At 66.9% G+C, this 24,233-nt stretch carries 12 protein-coding genes; 5 read left to right on the forward strand and 7 right to left on the reverse strand.

Annotated features, from left to right (window positions below; all coding sequences use genetic code 11):
- Window positions 1-58: 58 nt before the first annotated feature.
- The 3 genes from BM252_RS11470 to BM252_RS11480 are packed head-to-tail and all read right to left on the reverse strand — an operon-like array spanning window position 59 to window position 3,763.
- A complete protein-coding gene (locus tag BM252_RS11470; RefSeq protein ID WP_093387577.1) occupies window positions 59-1,786 on the reverse strand; it encodes an ABC transporter ATP-binding protein in 1,728 nt (575 codons plus the stop codon).
- A 1-nt stretch (window position 1,787) separates the two neighbouring features.
- Window positions 1,788-2,810, reverse strand: a complete 1,023-nt coding sequence (locus BM252_RS11475; RefSeq protein ID WP_093387578.1) for an ABC transporter permease — start codon at window positions 2,808-2,810, stop codon at window positions 1,788-1,790.
- 14 nt (window positions 2,811-2,824) lie between these two features.
- Window positions 2,825-3,763 carry an ABC transporter permease gene (locus BM252_RS11480; protein WP_093387580.1) on the reverse strand — a complete coding sequence of 313 codons (939 nt, stop codon included), beginning with the start codon at window positions 3,761-3,763 and terminating at the stop codon, window positions 2,825-2,827.
- Between the two features lie 386 nt (window positions 3,764-4,149).
- Here BM252_RS11480 and BM252_RS11485 point away from each other — a divergent pair, with 386 nt between their 5' ends.
- From BM252_RS11485 to BM252_RS11490, 3 genes are all read left to right on the forward strand, one after another.
- Window positions 4,150-6,870 (forward strand): TonB-dependent receptor, encoded by a 2,721-nt coding sequence (locus tag BM252_RS11485; protein WP_093387581.1) that lies wholly within the window; start codon window positions 4,150-4,152, stop codon window positions 6,868-6,870.
- Window positions 6,871-6,982: 112 nt separating this feature from the next.
- Complete coding sequence (locus tag BM252_RS30985; protein ID WP_174900500.1) at window positions 6,983-7,144, forward strand: hypothetical protein; 162 nt, start codon at window positions 6,983-6,985, stop codon at window positions 7,142-7,144.
- Window positions 7,145-7,390: 246 nt separating this feature from the next.
- Window positions 7,391-10,180 (forward strand): TonB-dependent receptor domain-containing protein, encoded by a 2,790-nt coding sequence (locus BM252_RS11490; RefSeq protein ID WP_093387583.1) that lies wholly within the window; start codon window positions 7,391-7,393, stop codon window positions 10,178-10,180.
- An 85-nt stretch (window positions 10,181-10,265) separates the two neighbouring features.
- Here BM252_RS11490 and aroG read toward each other — a convergent pair whose 3' ends face one another.
- Window positions 10,266-11,327, reverse strand: a complete 1,062-nt coding sequence (gene aroG, locus BM252_RS11495; RefSeq protein WP_093387584.1) for a 3-deoxy-7-phosphoheptulonate synthase AroG — start codon at window positions 11,325-11,327, stop codon at window positions 10,266-10,268.
- A gap of 463 nt (window positions 11,328-11,790) precedes the next feature.
- Between aroG and BM252_RS11500 the strand changes: the two genes are divergently transcribed.
- Window positions 11,791-14,586, forward strand: coding sequence for a TonB-dependent receptor domain-containing protein (locus tag BM252_RS11500; RefSeq protein WP_093387586.1), 2,796 nt, complete (start codon window positions 11,791-11,793; stop codon window positions 14,584-14,586).
- Window positions 14,587-14,715: 129 nt separating this feature from the next.
- Here the strand turns inward: BM252_RS11500 and tldD are convergent, their stop codons facing one another.
- The 3 genes from tldD to BM252_RS11515 form a co-directional block, all read right to left on the reverse strand.
- Window positions 14,716-16,176 carry a metalloprotease TldD gene (tldD, locus tag BM252_RS11505; RefSeq protein WP_093387587.1) on the reverse strand — a complete coding sequence of 487 codons (1,461 nt, stop codon included), beginning with the start codon at window positions 16,174-16,176 and terminating at the stop codon, window positions 14,716-14,718.
- 66 nt (window positions 16,177-16,242) lie between these two features.
- Window positions 16,243-17,040, reverse strand: coding sequence for a carbon-nitrogen hydrolase family protein (locus BM252_RS11510; RefSeq protein ID WP_093387589.1), 798 nt, complete (start codon window positions 17,038-17,040; stop codon window positions 16,243-16,245).
- An 83-nt stretch (window positions 17,041-17,123) separates the two neighbouring features.
- On the reverse strand, window positions 17,124-21,299 hold the full coding sequence (locus BM252_RS11515; RefSeq protein WP_093387590.1) for a YhdP family protein: 4,176 nt from the start codon (window positions 21,297-21,299) through the stop codon (window positions 17,124-17,126).
- 182 nt (window positions 21,300-21,481) lie between these two features.
- Here BM252_RS11515 and glnE point away from each other — a divergent pair, with 182 nt between their 5' ends.
- Window positions 21,482-24,229: a bifunctional [glutamate--ammonia ligase]-adenylyl-L-tyrosine phosphorylase/[glutamate--ammonia-ligase] adenylyltransferase gene (glnE, locus tag BM252_RS11520; RefSeq protein WP_093387592.1), complete on the forward strand. Its 2,748-nt coding sequence runs from the start codon at window positions 21,482-21,484 to the stop codon at window positions 24,227-24,229.
- Window positions 24,230-24,233 lie beyond the last annotated feature (4 nt).

Raw genomic sequence — 24,233 nt, forward strand, 5'->3', positions numbered from 1 at the left:
TATCTCAAAAACCGCATGGCGACGGCCGGAACGGCCCGCCGCCAGCGCCGCGCGACACTCACCTCGCCGCCGCCACGCCGCGCGGAATGGCCGACAGCAAGGCCCGCGTGTAGGGGTGGCTGGGGTTGCGGTAGAGCTCGTCGGAATTGGCCAGTTCCACCACCTCGCCCTGGTGCATCACCATCACCTGGTCGGCGATGTAGCGCACCACCGCCAGGTCGTGCGAAATGAAGATGTAGGACAGGCCGAACTCGTCCTGCAAGTCCTGCAACAGGTTCAGCACCTGGGCCTGCACCGACACGTCCAGCGCAGACACCGACTCGTCGCACACCAATATCTCCGGTTGCATGGTCAGGCAGCGGGCGATGGCGATGCGCTGCCGCTGGCCGCCGGAGAACTCGTGCGGATAGCGGTGGAAGGCGGCCGCCGGCAAGCCGACCCGGTCGAGCAGGCGGTGGGCGCTGGCGGCGCGTTCGCGGTCGTCGGCGCCGATGCGGTGGATGCGCATCGGCTCGAGCAGGATCTGCCCCACCGTGAAGCGCGGATTCAAGGAGGCGTAGGGGTTCTGGAAAATGATCTGGATGCGCCGCTTGTAGGCCTGGTACTCGCGCGCCGGCATGGCCAGCAGGTCCTTGCCCTCGAACATGGCGCTGCCGCCGCTGGCCTGGTGCAGCCGCAGCAGCGTCAGGCCGACCGTGGTCTTGCCGCAGCCGGATTCGCCGACCACGCCCAGCGTCTTGCCGCGCGCCAGCGTGAAGGAGACGTTCTTGACGGCCTGGAACTCGCGCTGGCCGAACCAGCCCTCGCGCACGAAGAAGCTCTTGCTCAGGTTTTCCACCACCAGCACCTTGTCGTCGCCGGGCAAGTAGCCGCGCACGCGGTCGGGCGCCGCCGCCGGTACGGCCGCCGGCGCGCCGCCCGCCCCGCCCGGCTTGCCGTCCAGCTCGCCATTCATATAGTCGGCGATCACCGGCAGGCGGCGCGGCCGCGCGTCCAGCGGCGGGCGGCAGTGCAGCAGCGCGCGGGTGTAGGCGTCCTGCGGCCGGTCGAAGATCTGCCGCACCGGGCCGGCCTCGCGCACCTCGCCGTGGCGCATGACGACCACGCTGTCGGCGATCTCGCCCACCAGGCCGAGGTCGTGGGTAATAAATAGCACCGACATTTGCCGCTCCCGTTGCAGCCGGGCCAGCAAGTCGATGATCTGTTTCTGGATCGTCACGTCGAGCGCGGTGGTCGGCTCGTCGGCGATCAGCAGCTGCGGCGCGCAGGCGATGGCCATGGCGATCATCACGCGCTGCTGCTGGCCGCCGGACAACTGGTTCGGATAGGCGTCGATCTTGCGCGCCGGGTCGGGAATGCCGACCTCGTCGAGCAGCGCCAAGGTGCGCAGGCGCGCCTGGGCGCGGTTCATGCCCATGTGCAGGCGCAGCACCTCGCCGATCTGGAAGCCGACGCTGAACACCGGGTTGAGCGAGGACATCGGCTCCTGGAAGATCATGGCGATGTCCTTGCCGCAGACGCGGCGGCGCGCGGCGGGCGCCAGCGCCAGCAAGTCCCGGCCGGCGAACAGAATTTGGCTGGCCGGGTCGAGCAGCGCCTGGCCGGCCGGCAGCAGGCCCATCACCGCCAGCGAGCTGACCGACTTGCCGCTGCCCGACTCGCCCACCAGCGCCACGGTGCTGTTGCGCGGCACCACGAAGGAGACGCCTTTGACGGCCTCGACGCTGCTGTGCTTGTCGATTCGAAACCGTACGCGCAAGTCGCGCACGTCGAGCAAATGGTCCATGCTATGTCACTTTCGGATCGAGGGCGTCGCGCAGGGCGTCGGTCAACAGCGAGAAAGCCGTCACCAGCACGGCCATGGCCAGCGCGGCGGCGCTGAGCTGCCACCACTTGCCCAGGATCAGCTCGTTCTGCGCCTCGTTCAGCATGCTGCCCCAGGACACCACGCCGACCGGCACGCCGAAGCCGAGGAAGCTGAGGATCACCTCGGCCTTGATGAAGCCCACCACCAGGATCGACAGTTGCACCAGCGCGACGTGGCTGACATTGGGCAGGATGTGCGAAAACATGCGGCGCCAGTGCGAGGCGCCGATGGCGTCGGCCGCCATCACGTACTCGCGCCCCTTGTGCTTGATGTACTCGGCGCGGATCAGCCGATAGGGGCCGGTCCAGCCGGTCAGGCCGAGGATCAGCACGATGGTCAGCACGCCCTTCTGCTGCAGCACGGCGGCCACCGTCAAAATCATCAAGATCGAGGGGATGGCGGTGAAGACGCTGTAGAACCAGTTGAAAAAATCATCGACCAGGCCGCCGTAATAGCCGGAGAAGGCGCCGAACAAGGTGCCCAGGCCGACCGCCAGCAGCGCCGCCACCAGGCCGACGACGATCGAGGTCTCGCCGCCCTTGATGGTTTTCTTGACCACGTCGTGGCCCCATTTGTCCGCGCCTAAGGGCAAGGTTTGCCGCAGCGCCAAGGCGGCGCCGGCGGTGCCAGCGGCGCCGGCGCCGGCGCGCAGCTGGCGCAGCTCCTCGGCCAAGGGGTCGAACTCGTTGGCCGGGCGCGGCGCGCCGGCGGCGGCGGTGGCCGCCAACTCGGCCGGCGCGGCGCCGACGAAGCTCGGCGGGGCGTAGCTGACGGCCACCTCGTCCTCCCAGTCGGCGACGAGCAGGCCGCCGGCCGACAGCAGCAGCATCAGCAGGAAGGCGGCGACGACGGCCAGCGCCGGCATCGCCACGCGGTCGGCGCGCAGGCGGCGCCAGGCCAGCGCCCACAGGCCGGGAGAGTGTTGCGTGTTGCTCGAATCCATAGTCCGCGTTCCCATCACTTCAGTTGCACCCGCGGATCGACGGCCTGGTACAGCAGGTCGGTCAGCAAATTGAACAGCATCGTGGCGACGGCCACGTAGACGGTGATGGCCTTGATGACCGGAAAATCGCTGCGCTCGACGGCCAGGATCACCTCGCGCCCGATGCCGGGGATGCCGAAGAAGCGCTCGAGCAAAAAGGCGCCGATCAGCAGCGCCGGCAGATTGGCCATGACATGGGTGATGATGGGGATGGCGGCGTTGCGCAGCACGTGCAACCACATCACGCGGGCCTCGCCCAGACCCTTGGCGCGCGCGGTGCGCACATAGTCCTGGTTGACCTCGTCGAGCACGAAGCTGCGGTACAGCCGCAGGGTCGGCGCGATCGACACGGCCAGGCCGATCAGGATCGGCAGGCTGGCGTAGCGCAGCAGGTTCTCCCAGAAGCCGTCGCCCCAGCCCTGCACCGGGAACAGGCCCAGCTTGAAGGCCAGGCCGTACTGGAACACGATGATGTAGACCAGGATGCTGATCGACATGCCGACGGTGCAGGCGACCATCACCGCGCGGTCGGTCAGCGAGCCGCGCACGAAGGCGATGGCCAGCGCCAGCGCGACGCCCAGCACCGTCTCGAGCACGGTGAGCGGCAGCAGCACCGTCAGCGACGGCCCCAGCCGGCTGCCGATGATGTGCGCCACGCTCTCGCCGGTGGCCCAGCTTTGGCCGAAATCGAAGGTGGCGATCTGCTGCACGAAGATCCACAGCTGCACGTGGTAGGGCTGGTCGACGCCGAGCTGGCGGCGGATGTTGGCGATGCTTTCGGCGTTGGCCATCTTGCCGGCCAGGATGTAGGCCGGGTCGCCGCCCACCCAGTTGAACAAGATGAACACCAGCAAGACCACGCCCAGCATGGTCGGCAGCATCTGCCACAGCCGGCGCACGATATAAGCAAACATGAACCATCCCCATTCTTTATTAGCGGCGCTTATGTTGCCGCCGCCGAAAGGGCGTAACGATAACGCAAAAACCCGGCCCGCTTAACAATTTCCTCATGGCGTACGCCAAGTCCGGCGGCGCGCCGGCCGCGCCGCGCGCCCTACCTTATCCGAGTTCATTGCCATGTACCAACGGTTTCGTGCGCGGCGCGGTGCTCCGTTGTATTTAAACAAATAGCAAGCTTACGCAATTGACAGCGACGGCGCGGCGATGGTTCCATCAGTGCATTGAAAGAGGTTCGACTTCTTTCAACCGCAGTCTTACACCACGCATGCCGGCTGATCGGGTGTCGTTGGGAAAGCTTATAAGAAGAATCACGCAACTTTACTTTTTGGGAGTTTGGGCAATGATGAAAGAAACAGTCTTAAGCCGTTCCATCCGCACCATCTGCGCCGGCGGCCTGGCCGCCGCCAGCCTCGGCCTGCTGGCCGCGCCGGCCGTGGCGCAGGACGCCGCCGAGGGCAAGATGCAACGCATCGAGGTGACCGGCTCGTCGATCAAGCGGCTGGTGTCGGAGACGGCCAACCCGTTGTCGGTGATCAAGGCCGAGGAGTTCATCAAGCAGGGCCTGACCACCGCCGCCGAGGTGCTCGACCGCATCCCCTCGAACGGCTCGAGCATGGGCGCCGGCAACGCCGTCGGCGGCAACTCCAGCGGTCTGCCCACCGGCGGCCAAGCCTCGGCCGACCTGCGCGGCCTGGGCGGCGACAAGACCCTGGTGCTGCTCAACGGCCGCCGCCTGGCCAACCACCCCTACGACGGCGCCAGCGTCGACCTGAACATTATCCCCATCACCGCGCTCGACCGCGTCGAGGTGCTGCGCGACGGCGCCTCGGCCATCTACGGCACCGACGCCATCGGCGGCGTGATCAACTTCATCACCAAGCGCTCGCTCAACACCACCACCATCACCGGCGAGGTGGTGCGGCCGAGCAAGGACGGCGGCGGCGAGAAGCGGGTCAACCTGTCTAGCGGCATCGGCAACCTCGACAAGGACGGCTGGAACCTGTTCGGCGTGGCCGACTACCACAAGCAGACCGTGCTGACCTCGCAGCAGCGCGAGTTCTCCAAGACCGGCGTGATCCCCGCGCACGGCGTGTTCCTCACCAGCGGCACCACCTTCCCCGGCAACTACCGCGACCCGGGCATTCCCGGCCTGACCAAGGATGCCCCGCCCATCATCCCGGTGAAGGTCGGCAATCCGGGCTTCGCCAGCGGCTGCAACCCACCGTTCTCGGTGCCGTCGACCACGAACAGCACCTGCCGCCAGGACTACACCCGCCTGATCGACGATCTGCCTGAGCAGGAAACCACCGCCTTCTTCGGCAAGGGCACCTTCAAGCTGGGCGAGAACCACACCGGCTCGGTCGAGTTCCTACACGCCGAGAACAAGGTGATGTCGCGCACCGCGCCGCCGCCGCAGACCGACCTGATCTTGCCGAAGACCAGCAAATACTACCCGGGCAACTCGGGCGGCGTGCCGGCCCAGACCGGCCTGTCCGGCAACGACCTGACGGTCAACTGGCGCCCCACCGAGGCCGGCCAGCGCCGCATCAACTCCAAGGGCGAGGCCGACCGCCTGGTCGGCTCGCTCGAGGGCGAACTGGCCGGCTGGGACTACAAGACCGGCCTGAGCTACTCGGTCAGCAAGTCGTCGGAGGACTTCACCGGCGGCTACGTCAAGGACGACGCCTTCGCCGCCGGCGTGCGCAACGGCATCCTCAACCCCTTCGGCCTGCAGGACAGCGCCGGCAAGGCCTATCTGGACTCGACCGCGCTGCGCGGCCAGGTGCAGAGCGCCAAGGACACCACCACCGGCTTCGACCTGAAGGCCAGCCGCGAGTTGATGGACCTGCCGGGCGGCAAGCTGGCGGTCGCCTTCGGCACCGAGCTGCGCCACCAGAAGGCCGACTTCAACGTCAACCGCGAGATCGCCGGCCAGGCGACCAGCTCCGGCCTGTCCGGTTCGCTGTCGAAGTCCGGCTCGCGCAACATCAAGGCATTGTTCGGCGAGGTCAACCTGCCGCTGATCAAAGACCTGGAGGTCAGCTTCGCCGCCCGCTTCGACGACTATAGCGACGTCGGCAGCACCACCAACCCGAAACTGGGCGTGCGCTACCAGCCGAGCAAGGAAGTGGTCCTGCGTGGCTCGGCCAGCACCGGCTTCCGCGCGCCGACACTGTTCGAAAAGAACGCGCCGCCGTCGAAGAACGACACCAGCAACGAGTATAACGACCCCATCCTCTGCCCTGGCGGCAAGGTCGTTCTGCCGCTCGGCAGCGAACTGCGGGACTGCAACCTGCAACAGTTCAAGCTACAAGGTGGCAATCCCAACTTGAGTCCGGAGAAATCGAAAACATTCTCCTTCGGCACGGTGCTTGAGCCGATCAAAGAGGTGACGCTGACAGTCGACTACTGGAACATCCACCTGAAGGACAAGATCGGCGCCCTGCCCGAGACGACCATCTACGACCCGGCCAACTTTCAGAAGTACAAGGACCTGTTCCTGCGCAACCCCGACGGCACGCCCTTCGCCATCAAGGACCTCAACGAGAACCTGGGCGAAGTCAAAACCGACGGCGTCGACCTGAGCCTGACGCTGCGCCTGCCGCGTTCGGAGTACGGCGGCTTCACCTTCACGCTGGACGGCACCTACGTCCACAAGTACGACTACCAGAACGAGCGCAACGGCGAGTTCAAGCACAACGTCGGCAACTACGGCGACGACCGTCCGGTGTTCCGCTGGAAGCACAACGCCGCGCTGAACTGGCGCCTGGGCGACTGGAGCGCCACCCTGGCCCAGTCCTACAAATCGTCCTACACCGACCAGAACACGGGCCTCGACGACGACAAGTTCAAGCAGGACGTCTCCTCCTACAGCCTGTGGAACCTGTCGGGCAGCTACGCCGGCGTCAAGGGCCTGGTGCTGACGGCCGGCGTCAAGAACCTGCTCGACAAGGAACCGCCGTTCTCCAACCAGGGCACGCTGTTCCAGAAGGGCTACGATCCGCGCTTCACCGACGCGGTCGGCCGCGCCCTCTACCTGCGCGGCAGCTATAGCTTCTAAGCGGCGCGCCTGAGGCGCCCGCCGGACAACATCCAACACCCCGCCGGCGGCCCGCCGGCGGGGTGTTTTTTTTGGCCGCAGGGGGGCGCCAGTTATTTTGTCAACCTTGCCCATGAGTCAACAAATCGGCGACTTTGTCGCAAAAAAGTCACGCCAAGGACCAATTAAAAACCACCGGTTTGCAAGTCGCGTGCTGCACCGAGATGGCCGCCGCGCGGCCGGCCGGCCAGCATTTTTCATGTCGGAACTGCAGTTTTTCCGTAAAAAAGCCTGAGCTTTAGCACAACGCACCAAATTAGAGCGATTTTCCGCCCCCCTTTGGCCCCCTTCCCGACCATGCAAAATACGGCTTTCTGTGCAATGCGGAAAATTTTGCTGATTGACACCCCCGGTTTCAAAGTGATTTGATGGGCCCTTGAGAAAACCACCGTGTTTTTTTCAAGGGGCAGCCGCTTCGGCGCCCCTCATAAAACTATAAATGCCACCTGTCAATTCTTGTGTCAAATTGGGAGCTTAAAAAATGATGGTTGAAACAGTCTTGTCCCGCTCGGTCCGCTTAATTTGCGCCGGCGGCCTGGTCCTCGGCATGCACGCCGCCCAGGCACAGTCGGCGCCGGAAACGATCCAGCGCGTCGAAATCACCGGTTCGAGTATCAAACGTATTGCCGCCGAGGCGTCCCTGCCGGTGCAGTCGTTCAGCCAGAAGGACATCCAGCGCAGCGGCGTGACCTCGGTCACCGACTTCATCCAGCAATTGCCTGTGATGCAGGGTTTCACCATGGCGGCCGATTCGGTCGGCGGCGGCGGCGGCGGCATCACCACCGCCTCGATCCACGACGTGGGCGAACAGTACACCCTGGTGCTGTTGAACGGACGCCGCATGGCGCCGGCCACCTCCGGCACCACCATCGACATCAACTCCATTCCGCTGTCGGCCGTTGAGCGCATCGAGGTGCTGACCGACGGCGCCTCGGCCCTGTACGGCGCCGACGCCATCGCCGGCGTGGTCAACTTCATCCTGAAAAAGGGCGCCGCTCCGCTGCAAATCGACGTCAAGTACAGCAAGCCGCAAAGTCCCGGCGCCAAGGACAGGACGGTCAGCATCAGCAAGGGCTTCGGCGACATCGACGAGGACGGCTACTCCGTCTTCCTGGCCGCCAGCCACCAGGAGAACGAGCGCCTGAAGGGCTTCCAGCGCGACTTCGCCAAGACCGGCATCATCAACTTCAACGACCCGGTCACCGGCAAGCCGCTGCAGTTCTTCAACGGCTCGTCGCGCTCGATCCCGCCGAATGTGACGATCCGCTACAACCCGACGGTGGGGAAAGCCACGTCGGTCAGCATCAACCCCTACCTGAAGATCAACGGCAAGTGCCCGGCCCGCCACGTCGACACGGGCGACGGCCAGTGCACCTTCGACTACACCAGCTCGGTGGAGATCGCCCCGGAGATCCAGCGCGACAGCTTCTACGGTTCCGGCAGCATCAAGCTGGGCAACAGCGGCTTCAAGGCCTTCACCGACATCTCGCTCAACAACTCGCACGTCTACGCCAACATCGCCGCCTACCCGGCCGAGTTCTCGCTGGCCAAGAGCTCTCCGCTGTTCGGCAAGTACGTCGCGCCCTACCTGACGGCCGAACAACTGGCCGGCATGACCTCGGCCACCGTCAAGTACCGCCTGCAGGACCTGGGCGGCCGCGCCTACGACTACCAGAGCAAGACCACCCACATCGTCGCCGGCCTCGACGGCAACGCCTTCGGCTGGGACATCAACGGCGCCTTCACCTACTCGGAAAACAAGGCGCCGACCAACTACGTCGGCGGCTTCCCGCTGGCCGACAAGTTCAACGCCGCGCTGGAGAGCGGCGCGGTCGACCCCTTCCCTTACGCGCTGGGCGAGATGCCGTCGGCGATGAAGGACGCGCTGAAGGGCACCCAGTACGTCGGCAACTTCAGCAACACCGAGATCAAGATGAAGGGCTTCGACGTGCACGGCTCGCACGACCTGTTCACCTTGCCGGCCGGCAAATCGCAGATCGCCGTCGGCGCCGACTACCGCTCCAGCAGCTACTCGGAAAAAGGCAACGCCGCCGTCAGCCATTCGGAAATCCTGTTCGACGACGACCAACCCGCCTTCGACTACAAGCGCAGCAACAGCGGCGCCTTCACCGAGGTGCTGGTGCCGGTCATCAAGGGCCTGGAAGTCACCGGCTCGCTGCGCTATGACCGCGTCAGCAAGCTGACCGACAACCTGAAGGGCGGCAACACCGGCAACGACCAGTCGGCCAGCACCTACAAGATCCACACCCGCTACCAGCCGATCAAGTCGCTGGTGCTGCGCGCCGCCTACGGCACCGGCTTCAAGGCCGCCAGCATGAAGGAAATCGGTCAGCCGCAGGCCGACTTCGGCGTCACCGGCGGCACCTACAACTGCCCGCTGAGCACCGCCAACGGCCTGGCCAACCATCCGCTGGCGCAGTTCTGCGACACCCGCGGCCAGCTCGAGGTGTACAAGGGCGGCAACCCCGACCTGAAGCCGGAGAAGTCGAAGCAGTACTCGTTCGGCATGGTGTTCGAACCGACCAACAGCTTCAGCGCCAAGCTGGACTACTGGAACGTCGAGATCCGCGACGCCGTCACCAGCGTCAGCGAGTCGCTGATCGCCAGCGATCCGAACAAGTACCTGAGCCTGTACACCACCAAGACCAAGGCCTCGACCGGCATCAAGTCGCTGGCCATCATCCTGGCGCCGATCAACATCGGCCGCCAAGAGAACCAGGGTATCGACTACGATCTGCTGTTCAGGAACAAGGTCGGCGAAGGCAAGCTGACCGCCCGTCTGGCCGGCACCTACATGCTCAAGTCGCGCTACACGACGCCGGGCACCAGCGACAAGTGGGAAACCAGCCTGAACGAGTACGGCAGCAACGACAAGGTCTCGTTCCGCAACGTGCTGAAGGCCTCGGGCACCTACGAGATCGGCGCCTTCACCAGCACGCTGACGGCCAACTACCGCAACGGCTACAAGGACAAGCACCACGACATCGAGAACTGCGCCGTCAACACCAACGACGCGGCGCAGGATTGTGTCGACGTGCAACTGCAGATCCCGAGCTACACGACGCTGGACTTCCAGACCCAGTACAAGGTCCTGAAGAACCTGGAGCTGACCGCCGGCATCAACAACCTGGCCGACCGCACCCCGCCGCTGTCGCTGCGTAACACCGGCTCGCACCAGTTGGGCTACGATCCACGCTACGCCAGCGCGGTCGGTCGCACCTTCTACCTGAGCGGTTCGTACAAGTTCTAAGCACTTGACGCCGCAGTGAAAAAGCCCGCCGGTTCGCACCGGCGGGCTTTTTTTCGTTCTGCGGCCGGCGCCGCCGGCCCGCCCCCTACTCCTCGGCGCGCAGGCGGCGCTGGCGCACGGCGGCGGCCAGGCCGTGCAACACCTGCACGCTGCTGTCCCAGTCGATGCAGCCGTCGGTGACCGACTGGCCGTAGACCAGCTCCTTGCCCGGCACCAAGTCCTGGCGGCCGGCCACCAGGTTCGACTCGACCATCACGCCGACGATGCGCTGGTCGCCGCCGGCCACCTGGGCGGCGATGTCGGCGCACACCGGCACCTGGTTCTCCGGCTTCTTCGAGCTGTTGGCGTGCGAGGCGTCGATCATCAGGCGCGCCGCCAGGCCCTGGGCGGCGATGGCCTTGCAGGCCTCGTCGACGCTGGCCGCGTCGTAGTTCGGCGCCTTGCCGCCGCGCAGGATGATGTGGCAGTCCTCGTTGCCGTTGGTCGACACGATGGCCGAGTGGCCGCCCTTGGTCACCGAGAGGAAATGGTGCGGCTGCGAGGCCGCCTTGATCGCCTCGACGGCGATCTTGATGTTGCCGTCGGTGCCGTTCTTGAAGCCGACCGGGCAGGACAGCCCGGAGGCCAGCTCGCGGTGCACCTGCGACTCGGTGGTACGGGCGCCGATCGCGCCCCAGCTGATCAGGTCGGCGATGTACTGCGGGCTGATCACGTCGAGGAACTCGGTGCCGGCCGGCAGACCCAGCTCGTTGATGTCGCGCAGCAGCTCGCGCGCCATGCGCAGGCCGTCGTTGATGCGGAAGCTGTTGTCCATGTAGGGGTCGTTGATCATGCCCTTCCAGCCCACCGTGGTGCGCGGCTTCTCGAAGTAGACGCGCATCACGATCTCGAGCTCGCCGGCCAGTTCGGTGCGCAACTTGACCAGGCGGCGGGCGTACTCCATCGCCGCCTTCGGCTCGTGGATCGAGCAGGGGCCGACGACGACCATCAGGCGGTCGTCCTGGCCGTGCAGGATGCGGTGCAGCGCGACGCGGGCGCCGGCGGCGGTCTGCCCGGCCTGTTCCGTGCACGCGAACTCGCGGATCAGATGCGATGGCGGCGTCAGTTCCTTCATTTCACGGATACGCAAGTCGTCGGTACGGGGCATGGTGTTTCTCCTAAGTCGAACAATTGGTAGGGATAAAAAAAAACCGCCATCGCTGGCGGTTTTTTAGGAATTTGCTGGGAACTCGTTGTGCTGCTACGTGAACCGGCCGCTACTCCACCGCCTTGGGGTTGGAATCGCTAAAGTAAAAATAGCCGGTAAAGAAAATGAAGCTGTGCATGATCGGATCCATAGGTGATGGACTGACTATAACAACAATAGCCCGAACTTGGCAAGGGAATTATCCGCGCCCCATGCTAGCGCGCGGTCGATATTATCGCAATGAAATATTGCCCAATAAGGTTACAAAAAACCACATCTTTGTAAACTAGCACTATTTTACGTTGACGCCAACCGGGTCGGGGTGATTTGATATCAGCGTGTAACTCATATTTAAAATAGAAGTTTACAGTACACATAAACTTATCAAACACTTAACAAGTGCAATAATTGGGAGAAATTCAGTATGATGATTGAAACAGTTATGTCGCGCTCGGTGCGCCTGATTTGTGCCGGCGGCCTCGCCATCGGCATGCACACCGCCTACGCGCAAAGCGCGCCGGAGCCCATTCAGCGCGTCGAGATCACCGGCTCGAGCATCAAGCGCATCGCCGCCGAGGCGGCCCTGCCGGTGCAGACCTTCAGTCAAAAAGACATCCAGCGCGCCGGCATCACCTCGGCCTCCGACTTCATCCAGCAACTGCCGGTCATGCAGGGCTTCACCGTGGCGGCCGACTCGGTCGGCGGCGGCGGCGGCGGCATCACCACCGCCTCGATCCACAACGTCGGCGAACAGTACACGCTGGTGCTGGTCAACGGCCGCCGCATCGCGCCGGCCAACGCCGGCACCACCATCGACATCAACGGCATCCCGCTCGGCGCGGTCGAGCGCATCGAGGTGCTGACCGACGGCGCCTCGGCGCTGTACGGCTCCGACGCCATCGCCGGCGTGGTCAACTTCATCCTGAAAAAAGGCGGGGCGCCGCTGCAGATCGACGCCAAGTACAGCAAACCGCAGAGTCCCGGCGCCAAGGACAAATCGGTCAGCATCAGCAAGGGCTTCGGCGACCTCGAGACGGACGGCTACAGCGTCTTCCTGGCGGCCGGCCACCAGGAGCAGGAGCGCATGAAGGCCTCGCAGCGCAGCTTCGCCAAGTCGGGCATCATCAACTTCAACGATCCCAAGACCGGCAAGCCGCTGCAGTTCTTCAACGGCTCGGTGCGCTCGATCCCGCCCAACGTCGACGTCGGCTACCGCGTCTTCACGAACGGCGAGGAGGGCGAGGAGACGGTCAGCTTCAACCCCTACCGCAAGCTCACCGGCAAATGCCCGCCGGGCCACGTCGAGCAGAGCAACGGCGAGTGCAGCATCGACTACACCGCCACCGTCGAGATCTCGCCCGAGATCAAGCGCGACAATTTCTACGCCTCCGGCCAGGTCAAGCTGGGCAACAGCGGCTTCAACGCCTTCGGCAACGTCTCCTACAGCGAAAGCCATGTGACCGCCGTGATGGCGCCCTACCCGGCCGAGTTCTCGCTCGACGCCAGCTCGCCGATGTTTGCCAAGTACATCTCGCCCTACCTGACGCCATATCAGCGCGAGAACGTCACCTACACCACCGTCAAGTACCGCCTGCAGGACATGGGCGGCCGCGCCAACGACTTCGGCAGCAAGGCCACCACCGTGGTCGCCGGCCTCGACGGCGAGGCGCTGGGCTGGAGCGTCAACGGTGCCTTCACCTATTCGAGCAACAAGTCGCCGAGCGACTACACCGGCGGCTACCCGCTGGCCGACAAGTTCAACGACGCCCTGAGCAGCGGCGCGGTCGACCCCTTCCCCTACGCGCTGGGCGAGATGCCGGCGGCGATGATCGACAAGCTGCGCAGCACCCAGTACGTTGGCAACTACAGCAACACCGACATCAAAATGAAGGGCTTCGACGTGCACGGTTCGCGCGAGGTGTTCGAACTGCCGGCCGGCAAGGCCCAGCTCGGCATCGGCCTCGACTACCGCACCACCAGCTACGCGCAGAGCGGCAACCCGGCAGTCAGCCACGCCGAAATCCTGTTCGACGATCCGCAGCCCTCGTTCGACTACAAGCGCTCGAACTCCGGCGCCTTCGCCGAGCTGCAAGTGCCGGTGATCAAGGACATGGAGGTGACCGGTTCGCTGCGGCGCGACCGCGTCAGCAAGCTGACCGACAAGCTGCACGGCGGCTCGGTCGGCAACGACCAATCGGCCACCACCTACAAGCTCAGCGCGCGCTACCAGCCAACCAAGACGGTCCTGCTGCGCGCCGCCTACGGCACCGGCTTCCGCACCGCCACCATGCTGGAGATCGGCCAACCACAGGCCGACTTCGGCGTCACCGGCGGCAGTTACGAGTGCCCGTTCAAGGGCGCCCTGCTGAGCAACCCGCTGGCCAAGCTGTGCAGCGGCGTGCCCAACCAGCTCGAGGTGTTCAAGGGCGGCAACGCCGAGCTGAAGCCGGAGAAGTCGAAGCAGTGGTCGTTCGGCGCCGTGTTCGAACCGAACGCCAGCTTCAGCGCGAAGCTGGACGTATGGAACGTCGAAATCCGTGACGGCGTCAACGCCGTCGACGAGGCGCTGATCGCCGCCGACGCGGCCAAGTACCTGAGCCTGTACACCACCAAGTTCAAGGCCTCGACCGGCCGCAACGCGCTGGCCATCATCCTGGCGCCGATCAACATCGGCCGGGCGGAAAACCGCGGCATCGACTACGACTTCCTGTACCGCACAAAGTTGGCCGACGGAAAACTGACGGGCCGCCTGGCCGGCACCTACCTGCTGCGCTCGCGCCACACCATCCCGGGCACCGACGACCAGTGGGACGTCAACATGAACGCGTTCGGCAAGGACACCAAGGTGGCCTTCCGCAACGTGGTGCAGGCCTCGGCCAGCTACGAGCTGGGCGCGTTCACGCACAACCTGAAGGCCAACTACCGCAACGGCTACAAGGACATGCAACACCTGGCGGAAAACCACGCCGTGCGCACCAACGACGCCGCCCGCACCCCCGTCGACATCCAGCTCGAGGTGCCTAGCTACACCACCTTCGACTGGCAGACCCAGTACCGCATGATGAAGAACCTGGAGCTGAACCTCGGCATCAACAACGTGACCGACCGCAATCCGCCCCTGTCGCTGCGCAACGTCGGCTCGCACCAGCTGGGCTACGACCCGCGCTACGCCAGCGCCGTGGGCCGTACCTTCTACCTGAGCGGCTCGTACAAGTTCTAAGCACTTGACGCCTCGGTAACAAAGCCCGCCGGTTCGCCCGGCGGGCTTTTTTTCGTCCCGCCGCGCGCGGCGGCGGGACGAAAAAAAACCGCCCTGGCGGGCGGTTCGTCGCGGCCGGGGCGCGCCGGATCAGGCGGTGCCGCCGACGGTGACGCCGTCGACGCGCAGGGTCGGCTGGCCGACGCCCACCGGCACGCTCTGGCCCTCCTTGCCGCAGACGCCGACGCCGGGGTCGAGGCGCATGTCGTTGCCGATCATCGAGACGCGGTTGAGCACGTCCGGGCCGTTGCCGATCAGGGTGGCGCCCTTGACCGGGTAGGTTACTTTGCCGTTCTCGATCATGTAGGCCTCGCTGGCCGAGAAGACGAACTTGCCGTTGGTGATGTCGACCTGGCCGCCGCCGAAATTGACCGCGTACAAGCCGTTCTTCACCGAGGCGAGGATCTCGGCCGGGTCCTTGTCGCCGGCCAGCATGTAGGTGTTGGTCATGCGCGGCATCGGCAGGTGGGCGAACGACTCGCGCCGCGCGTTGCCGGTCACCGGCATCTTCATCAGGCGGGCGTTCATGGTGTCCTGGATGTAGCCCTTCAGGATGCCGTCCTCGATCAGCGTGGTGCACTGGGTCGGGTTGCCCTCGTCGTCCATGTTGAGCGAGCCGCGGCGGTCCGGCAGGGTGCCGTCGTCGACCACGGTGACGCCCTTGGCGGCGACGCGCTCGCCGATGCGGCCGGAGAAGGCCGACGAGCCCTTGCGGTTGAAATCGCCCTCGAGGCCGTGGCCGATCGCCTCGTGCAGCAGGATGCCGGGCCAGCCCGGTCCCAGCACGATGGTCATCGGCCCGGCCGGGGCCGGCCGCGCGTCGAGGTTGACCAGCGCGCTGTTGACCGCCTCGGTGGCGTACTGCTCGAGCAGGGCGTCGCTGAAGTAGGCGTAGTCGAAGCGCCCGCCGCCGCCGGACGAACCCATCTCGCGGCGGCCGTTCTGCTCGACGATGACGGTCAGCGAGACGCGCACCAGCGGCCGGATGTCGGCCGCCAGCACGCCGTCGCTGCGCGCCACCAGCACCACGTCGTATTCGCCGGCCAGGCCGGCCATCACCTGCACCACGCGCGGGTCCTTGGCGCGCGCCATCTTCTCAACGCGTTCGAGCAGCTTGACCTTGGCGGTGGCGTCGAGCGAGGCCAGCGGGTCGTGCGGCAGGTACAGCGCGCGGCCGCCCTGCTGCTGCATGGCGCCGGCGATCTTGATCTTGCCGGCGCCGGCGCGGCCGATGGTGCGGGTGGCGGCGGCGGCGTCGAGCAGGGCGCTCTCGGAGATCTCGTCGGAGTAGGCGAAGGCGGTCTTGTCGCCGGAGATGGCGCGCACGCCGACCCCCTGGTCGATCGAGAAGCTGCCGGTCTTGACGATGCCCTCCTCCAGGCTCCAGCCTTCGTTCTTGGTGAACTGGAAGTACAGGTCGGCGTAGTCGACCTTGTGGGTGAACATGGAGCCGAGCGCCTTGAGCAGCTTGGCTTCGTCCAGGCCGAACGGGGTCAGCAGCAGTTCGCGCGCGACGGCCAGGGTGGAGAGGTTGGGTTCAAATGGGGTCATGGTGGGGTTCTTCAGTGTCGGTTCTTGTCTTGGATGCCATTGTAGTGGAAGGCCGGCGCGGCGTCTTCACATGGTGCGATGTTTCAGCGCCGGCAGGCTGGCGCGCACCTCGGCGGTGAAGGCCGGCTCGAGCTCGCCGCAGACCACGCCCTCGCCCTCGGCCAGCACGGCCTTGACCTCGCCCCAGGGGTCGATCAGCATGCTGTGGCCCCAGGTGCGCCGGCCGTTCTGGTGCAGGCCGCCCTGCGCCGCCGCCAGCACGTAGCACTGGTTCTCGATGGCGCGGGCGCGCAGCAGCACCTCCCAGTGCGCCTGGCCGGTGGTGTGGGTGAAGGCGGCCGGCACCACGATCAGCTCGACCGGCCCCATGGCGCGGTACAGCTCGGGGAAGCGCAGGTCGTAGCAAACCGACAGGCCGACCTTGCCGACGTCGGTGTCGACCGTGCCGACCGTGGCGCCGGCGACGATGGTGCGGCTTTCGTCGTAGGATTCGGCGCCCTTGGAAAAGCCGAACAGGTGGATCTTGTCGTAGCGGCCGACGTGGCGGCCCTGCGGGTCGTAGACCAGGGTGGTGTTGACGACCTTGCCGTCCTGGTCGGATGCCAGCGGCAGCGTGCCGCCGATCAGCCAGACGCCGTGGCGGCGCGCCGTGGCGGCCATGAAGTCCTGGATGGGGCCGCCGCCGAGCGGCTCGGCGTGGGCCACCTTGTCGCTGTCGGACAGGCCCATGATGGCCCAGTACTCGGGCAGCAGCACCAGTTTGGCGCCCTGCCCGGCGGCCTGCTCGACCAGCCGGCCGGCGCTGGCGATGTTGTCGGCCACCGAGGGCGAGGAGATCATTTGAATTGCGGCAACTTTGCTCATGGCGCTGTCCTGTTCAATACACGGTTCAATAGGCTGTTCGATGGGCCGCTCAATGGGCGGCTGCGGCGGCGCGGCCGGCGCGGCTAGTCGGCGCCCTTGGGCGCGGACTCCAATTTACCACCTTCCAGCTTGGTCACCACCGGCGCCTTCCACGGCCCGGTGATCTGCATCTGGTAGGTCAGCGCCTTCATCACCGGCGCGCTGAGGAAGAGCTGGGCGAGGAAGCTGCCGATGCCGATCACCGGGTTGACCGCCAGCGCGTAGACCAGCGGCGCGGTGCCCAGGTTGACCTGGGGAATCACCACGACGTGCAGGTTGGTGGTCTCGTTGGCGATGTCGGCGGTGCCGTCCATCAACACGGTGGCGGCCACGCCGTGCATCTTCAGGTTGTCGGTCTTGACGATGCCGCGCGCGATGGCGGCGTTGGCGGTGATGCCGTCGAAGGCCAGGCCCTCGGAGAAGACGTCGTGGAAGTCGAGCTTGAGCAGGCGCGGCAGCGCTTGCAGGCTGAGCACGCCGAGCAGCTTGGCGGCGCCCGGGTCCTGCTTGAGGAACTGGCCCTTCTCGACGTTCATGCTGATCTGGCCGGACAGGCTGGGGATGTCGAAGGAGTACGGCAGGCCCTTCCAGGCGATGTCGCCGCTCAGCTTGCCCTTGCCGTTACGCAGCGTGCCGGCGAAGCCGAAGCGGTCGAGCAGCTTGCCGGCGTCGTTGATGTCGAGCGTGAAGTTCAGGCTGCTGTTCTGCACGCCGTCGCGGCTGAGCCACTTGCCGGTGCCCTTGAGCTCGCCGTCGGCGTTGCTCAGCGACAGCTTGCTGACGCGCCAGTCGCGCGCGCTGGAATTCGGCACATTGTTCAGCGCGTTGTTGGCCTGCAGTTCCAGCCGGCCCAGCGGCTTGTTGAACAGCTCGAAGCGCTCGGCGACGATGTCGAGGGCCGGGATGGTGGCCGCCGCGCTCTTGCCGTCGAGCAGCTCCTTGACGTCGTCGGCGGCCGACTCGGGGATGATCAGCGAGGACAGCCGCGCCGTCACCTTGCCCAGGCCGACGCCGTTGGGCGACTCGTTCCAGGTCAGGTAGCCGGAGGCCTGGTTGGCGTCGATGTTGGCCTGCCAGGCGCCCTTCTGGTGGGTGGCGCCGAGCACCACGTTTTCCAGCTTGCGCTCGCCGACGACCAGCTCGCCGGCGCGCGCCGCGATGCTGTCGGGGATCACGTACTGGCCGATGTCGACCGCCTCGGCGGCGCCGGCCTTGGCCGGCTCCGGCTTGCCGGCCACCTCGGCGCCGAAGTCGAGCCAGTTGTCCAGGTTCAGCGTGCGCAGGCTGAGCGACATGGCCATGCCGCTGTCCGGCTCGGGCGCCGGCGTGTTGACGCCGATGCCGCCGCGCGTCAGCCGCCAGGCCGCCTTGCCCTGCCTTTGGCGCTGGTAGCGCGCCGACATGTTGTTGCCCAGCGCGACGCGGATCTCGTCGCGCATCAAGCCGGCCTCGTTGGCGGCGCCGCCGCTGAGCACGAAGCGCAGCGGCAGCGGCTCGGCCGCCGCCTTGCGCAGCGGCGCCGGCAGGTCGACGCCGAGGCCGGCCAGGGTCGAGTCGACCGCCACCGTCACCTGGTGCTCGCGCGCCGTCACCAGGCCGCTGTAGCGGGTGGCGCCGGAGAAGTGGCCGGCCAGCCGCTGCATCATCGGCGACGGGTAGTTCTTGCGGAAGCCGTCGGCGCTGATGCTGCCGGCCAGCTTGACGGCGATGCTGTTGTCGCGCTGGCTGCCGCCGGAGATCGCCACCGGGCCGCCGAGGAAGTAGCCGGACAAGGCGTTCAGGTTGACGCCGTGCTCGTTGAACTCGATCTTGCCCTGCGAGGCCAGCACCGGCGGCAGGTCGTTGAACAGCACGATGTCGTTGCCGGCCAGTTGCAGCGTGCCCTGCACCTTGGCGTCGATCAGGTGGGTCAGCGGCAGGTGCAGCTTGAGGCCCAGCTTGGCGTTGCCGCTGGCCAGGGTCTCGTCGGTGAAGTGGGAGATCCACTCCAGCACCGGGCTGGCCACCACGTATTTGAGGAACTCCTGCATGGGGCCGGCGGCGCTGCCGTCGATGTCGAGCACCATGTCGTGCACGTTCAGGTCGGGGATCACCGCCTTCACGCCGCTCAGCGCCACGCCGCCGGTGCTGGCGCTGTCGCCGCGGATCTCCATGCGGGTGCGCTCGAACACGAAGCTGCCCTTGATGTGCTCGGCCTGCGGCCACAGCGGCGCCTTGCCGTCCTTGGCGAACTGGCCGGGCGCGTAGTTGAGCTTGCCGTTCTCCAGCCGGCCGGCGACGCGGAACTCGCCGCGCGCGCGCTCGGCCGGGGTGTCGCCGTGGAAGGGGAAGTGGGCCAGGTCGCCGCGCAGGCGCAAGGCCACGTCCTGCGCCACGCCGCCCTCGAGCGCGCCGCTGAGCCAGTGGCGCAGGTCGTGCGGGGTCTGCAGCGGCAAATAGCGGTCGATCTTGTTGAGCTCGAAGCCGTTCAGCTTGCCGCTGAAGTCGGCCACGCCGGCGCCCTTGCCGTCCAGCGGCAGGCGGTGGCTGCCGCTGAGCGAGCCGCTCAGGCCCTGCTGGACGAAGTCCAGCGCGTCGAGCTGGAGCAGCAGCTGGTCCTTGCCCTCGAAGGACCAGCGCGCCTTCAGCGCCAGCTTGTCGAAGGGCATGTCGGCCTCGCTGAAATAGGCCGGCAGGCGCAGCACCAGTTGCCGCGAGTCCAGGTTCAGGCTGCCGCCCCGGTCGTTGGCGTCGATGTTGCCGCTCAAGTTGTCGAAGCCGGGCACGGCCGGTATGCCGGCGACGGCCGGCGCGCCCGCCGTCTTCGCCTGCGGCGCGCGGGCCGCCAGCGGCTTCAGGCCGAGGCCGTCGAGGCGGCCCTTGACGCGGTAGCTTTGCAGCGCCGGCCAGGCGCCGGTCCATTCGGCGGCGACGTCGAGCAGGCGGCCGCGCGGCGCGAACTCGGCCAGCATGCTGCGCTGGTGCTCGGCCAGCGGCAGTTTGTCGGCCAGGCTGGCCAGGGTTTGCAGGTCGAGCACGCTGGCGCTCAGCTCGGTGCGGGCCGGCTTGCTCGGGCTGGCGGCGATGTAGCGCTCGCTCAGCGTGGTCGGCGCCATGGTCACGCCGTCGCGCGTGCTCAGCGAGAAGCCGGCCAGGCTGACGCTGTGGCCGCGCGCGCCGAAGGTCGGCTTGCCGCTGGGCTGGCCGCCGCTGGGCGCCGGCGCGATCTCCTCCTTGGCCGAGACGCGGCCCTGCACCCGCAACAGGTCGAGCGGCGGCACGTCGGCGCCGAGCACGGCGGAGAGGTCGGCCAGGCCGACGTCGGCGGTGAAGCCGGCCAGGCGGGCGTGGTCGAGCTTGACCCAGGCGCGCAGCGAGCCACGGCCGGAGCGCAGCTCGAAGGGATAGTCGAAATAGGTTTTCCAGGCCGCCAGGTCGGCGTCGCGCAGGTCGGTGTACAGCTCGCCCTTCCACAGCGCCACGTCGGACAGGCGCTTGGCGAAGGCCGGGTGGACGAAGTCGGCGCGCAGGTCGAGCGGCGCGGACAGCGCGGCCGGCGGCGTCGCCTGCAGGGCGAACTGGTGGCGCCGCCACTGGTTGCGCAGCACCAGGCGCAGGTTCCGCAGGGCCAGCGGCGCGGCGCCGCGCTGCAGGTCGGTCCAGTCCAGGCGGCCCTCGCGCACCACGATCTCGCGCTGCGACAACAGCCAGTCGAGGCCCTTGCCGTCGCCCGGCTTGGCCGGGTCGAAATACACGCCGGCGGCGTACAGCTTGCCGTCGGCCTCGCGCCGCACGTCGAGCTGGGGGCGGATCAGTTCGAGCGAGTCGAAGCGCACGTCGGCCGCCAGCACGCTCCACCAGGACAGGGTGGCCGACACGCTCGGCAGGCTCAGCACCTGCTTGCCGTGGCCGTCGCGCAGCACCACGTCGCCGAGGAAGAGGTTGGGCCGCAGCCCGGTCCAGGAGGCGTAGACGCGGGCGATGCTGACCGGGTTGCCGACGGCGCGGCTGGCCAGCCGCTCGATGTCGCCCTTGTAGTGGTCGATGTTCGGCAGCACGGCGTAGCGCAGGCCGAGGAACAGCAGGGCGAAGAGGAAATACAACAGCAGCACCAGCTTGACGCTGAAGCCGAGCACATGGTGGGTGGCCAGGTTGCACACCCGATAGGCGGCACGCAGCCGGTGCCAGCGCTGGGCCAATGGTCCCTCGTCTGTCACGCTGGTCGGTTCCGGTTTTTGCATCGATAAGCTAATAAATCAGGCCCGGCGTAAAATTAATCGCTAAAATCCTCATAGCGCACTTGCATCCAAGCAATGGCCTCAGGCTGTGGTCCTGCCAGGGTGCAAGCGTTTTCTGCCTGCGCGGCAATTTTACCGCATACCCGGCGCAATCCCGTGCCCGCTATGTGTTCTTTCCGGATTCCATGAGCCCTATTTCGCCCACTTCCCTGACCTCCGCCTCCCGTTTCTACCAACGCTGGCTGGCCGCCGCGCCCGAGCGCGCCGCCAAGTCCGACGAATTGGCGCAATTATCGCTTGCCCAGCTCAATTTTGCCGACTATTTGGCGAAAGAGGCCGAGGGCGGCCTGCCGCTGGGGCGGGCCATGCGCCGGCTGCGCAACCTGCTGGTGTGCGGCCTGATCCGCCGCGACCTGGAGGGCCGCGCCGACCTGGCCGAGGTGGTCACCACCATGACCCGCTTCGCCGACTTCGCCATCCAGACCCACCTGGCCGAGCTCGAACTGGAGATGACGGCGGCCCACGGCGCGCCGATCGGCCACGAGTCGGGCCGGCCGCAGCAGCTGATCGTGCTGGGCATGGGCAAACAGGGCGGCGGCGAGCTCAACGTGTCGTCCGACATCGACCTGATCTTCGTCTACCCGGAGGACGGCGACACGGCCGCCGGGCCGGGCCAGCGCGCCCTGTCGAACCACGAGTATTTCGTCCGCCTGGGCAAGAAGCTGATCGCCGCGCTGGCCGAGATCACCGAGGACGGCTTCACCTTCCGCGTCGACATGGCGCTGCGGCCGAACGGCGCCTCCGGCCCGCTGGCGGCCAGTTTGAACATGGTCGAGCAATACCTGATCGTCCAGGGCCGCGAGTGGGAGCGCTACGCCTGGGTCAAGGCGCGCGCCGTCAGCGGCGCCGCCGAGGACATCGCCGCGCTCGACGCCATCGTGCGCCCCTTCGTGTTCCGCCGCTACCTGGACTTCGGCGTGATCGACGCCATCCGCAACATGCACGCGCAGATCCGCGCCGAGGTCAACCGGCAGGAGCGGCTGCACCCGGACCGCAGCAACAACGTCAAGCTGGGCCGCGGCGGCATCCGCGAGATCGAGTTCCTGGCCCAGGTGTTCCAGCTCATCCGTGGCGGCCGCGACGCCGAGCTGCGCGACCGCTCGACCCGCGCCACCCTGCGCACCATCGCCGACAAGTCCCTGCTCAGCCACGCCATCGTGCTGCAACTGCTGGCTTCCTACACCTTTCTGCGCAACCTGGAGCACCGCCTGCAATACCTCGACGACGCCCAGACGCACACCCTGCCGGCCAGCGAGGACGACCGACTGCTGGTGGCGCGCATGATGGGCCTGGCCGACACCGCCACCCTGCTGGCCCAGCTCGAGGCGCACCGCGCCTTCGTCGCCGGCCAGTTCGACGAGATGTTCGCCGACAAGAGCGGCGCCGCCGACGGCGACCTCGACCCCGGCTCGAGCAACGACTGCGCCGACCCCGACAACCACGAGGCGATCGAGGCGCGCTTCGCCAGCCTCGGCTTCGCCGACCCGGCCGGCGCCGCCAAACGGCTGATCGCCACCTGGCAGGCGCCGCGCCTGCAGAGCCTGCCCGAGGCCAGCCGCAACCGCCTGGTCGCCCTGGTCAACACGGCGCTGCCGCTGATCGCCCGCTGCAGCGCCGAGTCGAGCGGCGCCAGCGCCCAGGCCACGCTGGGCCGCCTGCTCGACTTTTTCGAGGCGATCGCCCGCCGCTCGGCGTATTTGTCGCTGCTCACCGAGTACCCGCACACCCTGGAGCGGGTGATCCGCATGATGTGCGCCAGCGGCTGGGCCGCCACCTTCCTCAGCCAGCACCCGATCCTGCTCGACGAGCTGCTCGACGAGCGCGTGCGCAACGCCGTGTTCGACCAGCCGGCGCTGGCCGCCGACCTCGAGCGCCAGCTGGCCGGCGCCGCCGGCGACACCGAGCGGCAGATGGACATCCTGCGCGAGGTCCACCACGCCCAGTTGTTCCACCTGCTGGCGCAGGACCTGGCCGGCGACCTGACGGTGGAGAAGCTGGCCGACCACCTGTCGGCGCTGGCCGACAGCATCGTCGCCGCCACCGTGCAGGCGGTCTGGCGCACGGTGGCGACGCGCCACCGCGAGGTGCCGCGCTTCGCCGTGATCGCCTACGGCAAGCTGGGCGGCAAGGAGCTGGGCTACGTCTCCGACCTCGACGTGATCTTCCTGTTCGACGACGACGACCAGGACGCGCCCGGCCAGTACGCCAAGCTGGCGCAGCGCTTCATCACCTGGATGACCTCGCACACCTCGGCCGGCATCCTGTTCGACATCGACACCGCGCTGCGCCCCGACGGCGCCAGCGGCATGCTGGTCTCCAGCGTGGCCGCCTTCGAGCGCTACCAGAACGACGCCGCCTGGATCTGGGAACACCAGGCGCTGACCCGGGCCCGCTTCTGCGCCGGCGACGCCGCCATCGGCGAGCGCTTCGAGCAGATCCGCGAACAGGTGCTGCGCAAGCCGCGGCCGCTGGACGGCGAACTCAAGCGCGAGGTGGCGGCCATGCGGCACAAGATGGTCCAGGCCAAGGCCCACCGCTCCGAGCTGTTCGACCTCAAGCAGGACGCCGGCGGGATGATCGACATCGAGTTCATCGTCCAGTACCTGGTGCTGCAATATGCCGCCAACTACCCGCAACTGACGGCCAACTACGGCAATATCGCCCTGCTGCGGATGTGCGGCGAGCTCGGCCTGATCGACCCGGCGCTGGCCGCCGGGGTCGGCGACGCCTACCGCCAGCTGCGCCGCCTGCAACACCAGCTGCGCCTGCAGGGGCAGGACCTGGCGCGGGTCGATCCGGCGCTGGTGGCGAGCCACGCGGCCCAGGTGCGCCGGCTGTGGTTGAGTATCTTTGAACAAGATGTTGCCACTTAACAAC

It is taken from the genome of Rugamonas rubra (genome assembly GCF_900114705.1).
GTDB lineage: Bacteria > Pseudomonadota > Gammaproteobacteria > Burkholderiales > Burkholderiaceae_D > Rugamonas > Rugamonas rubra.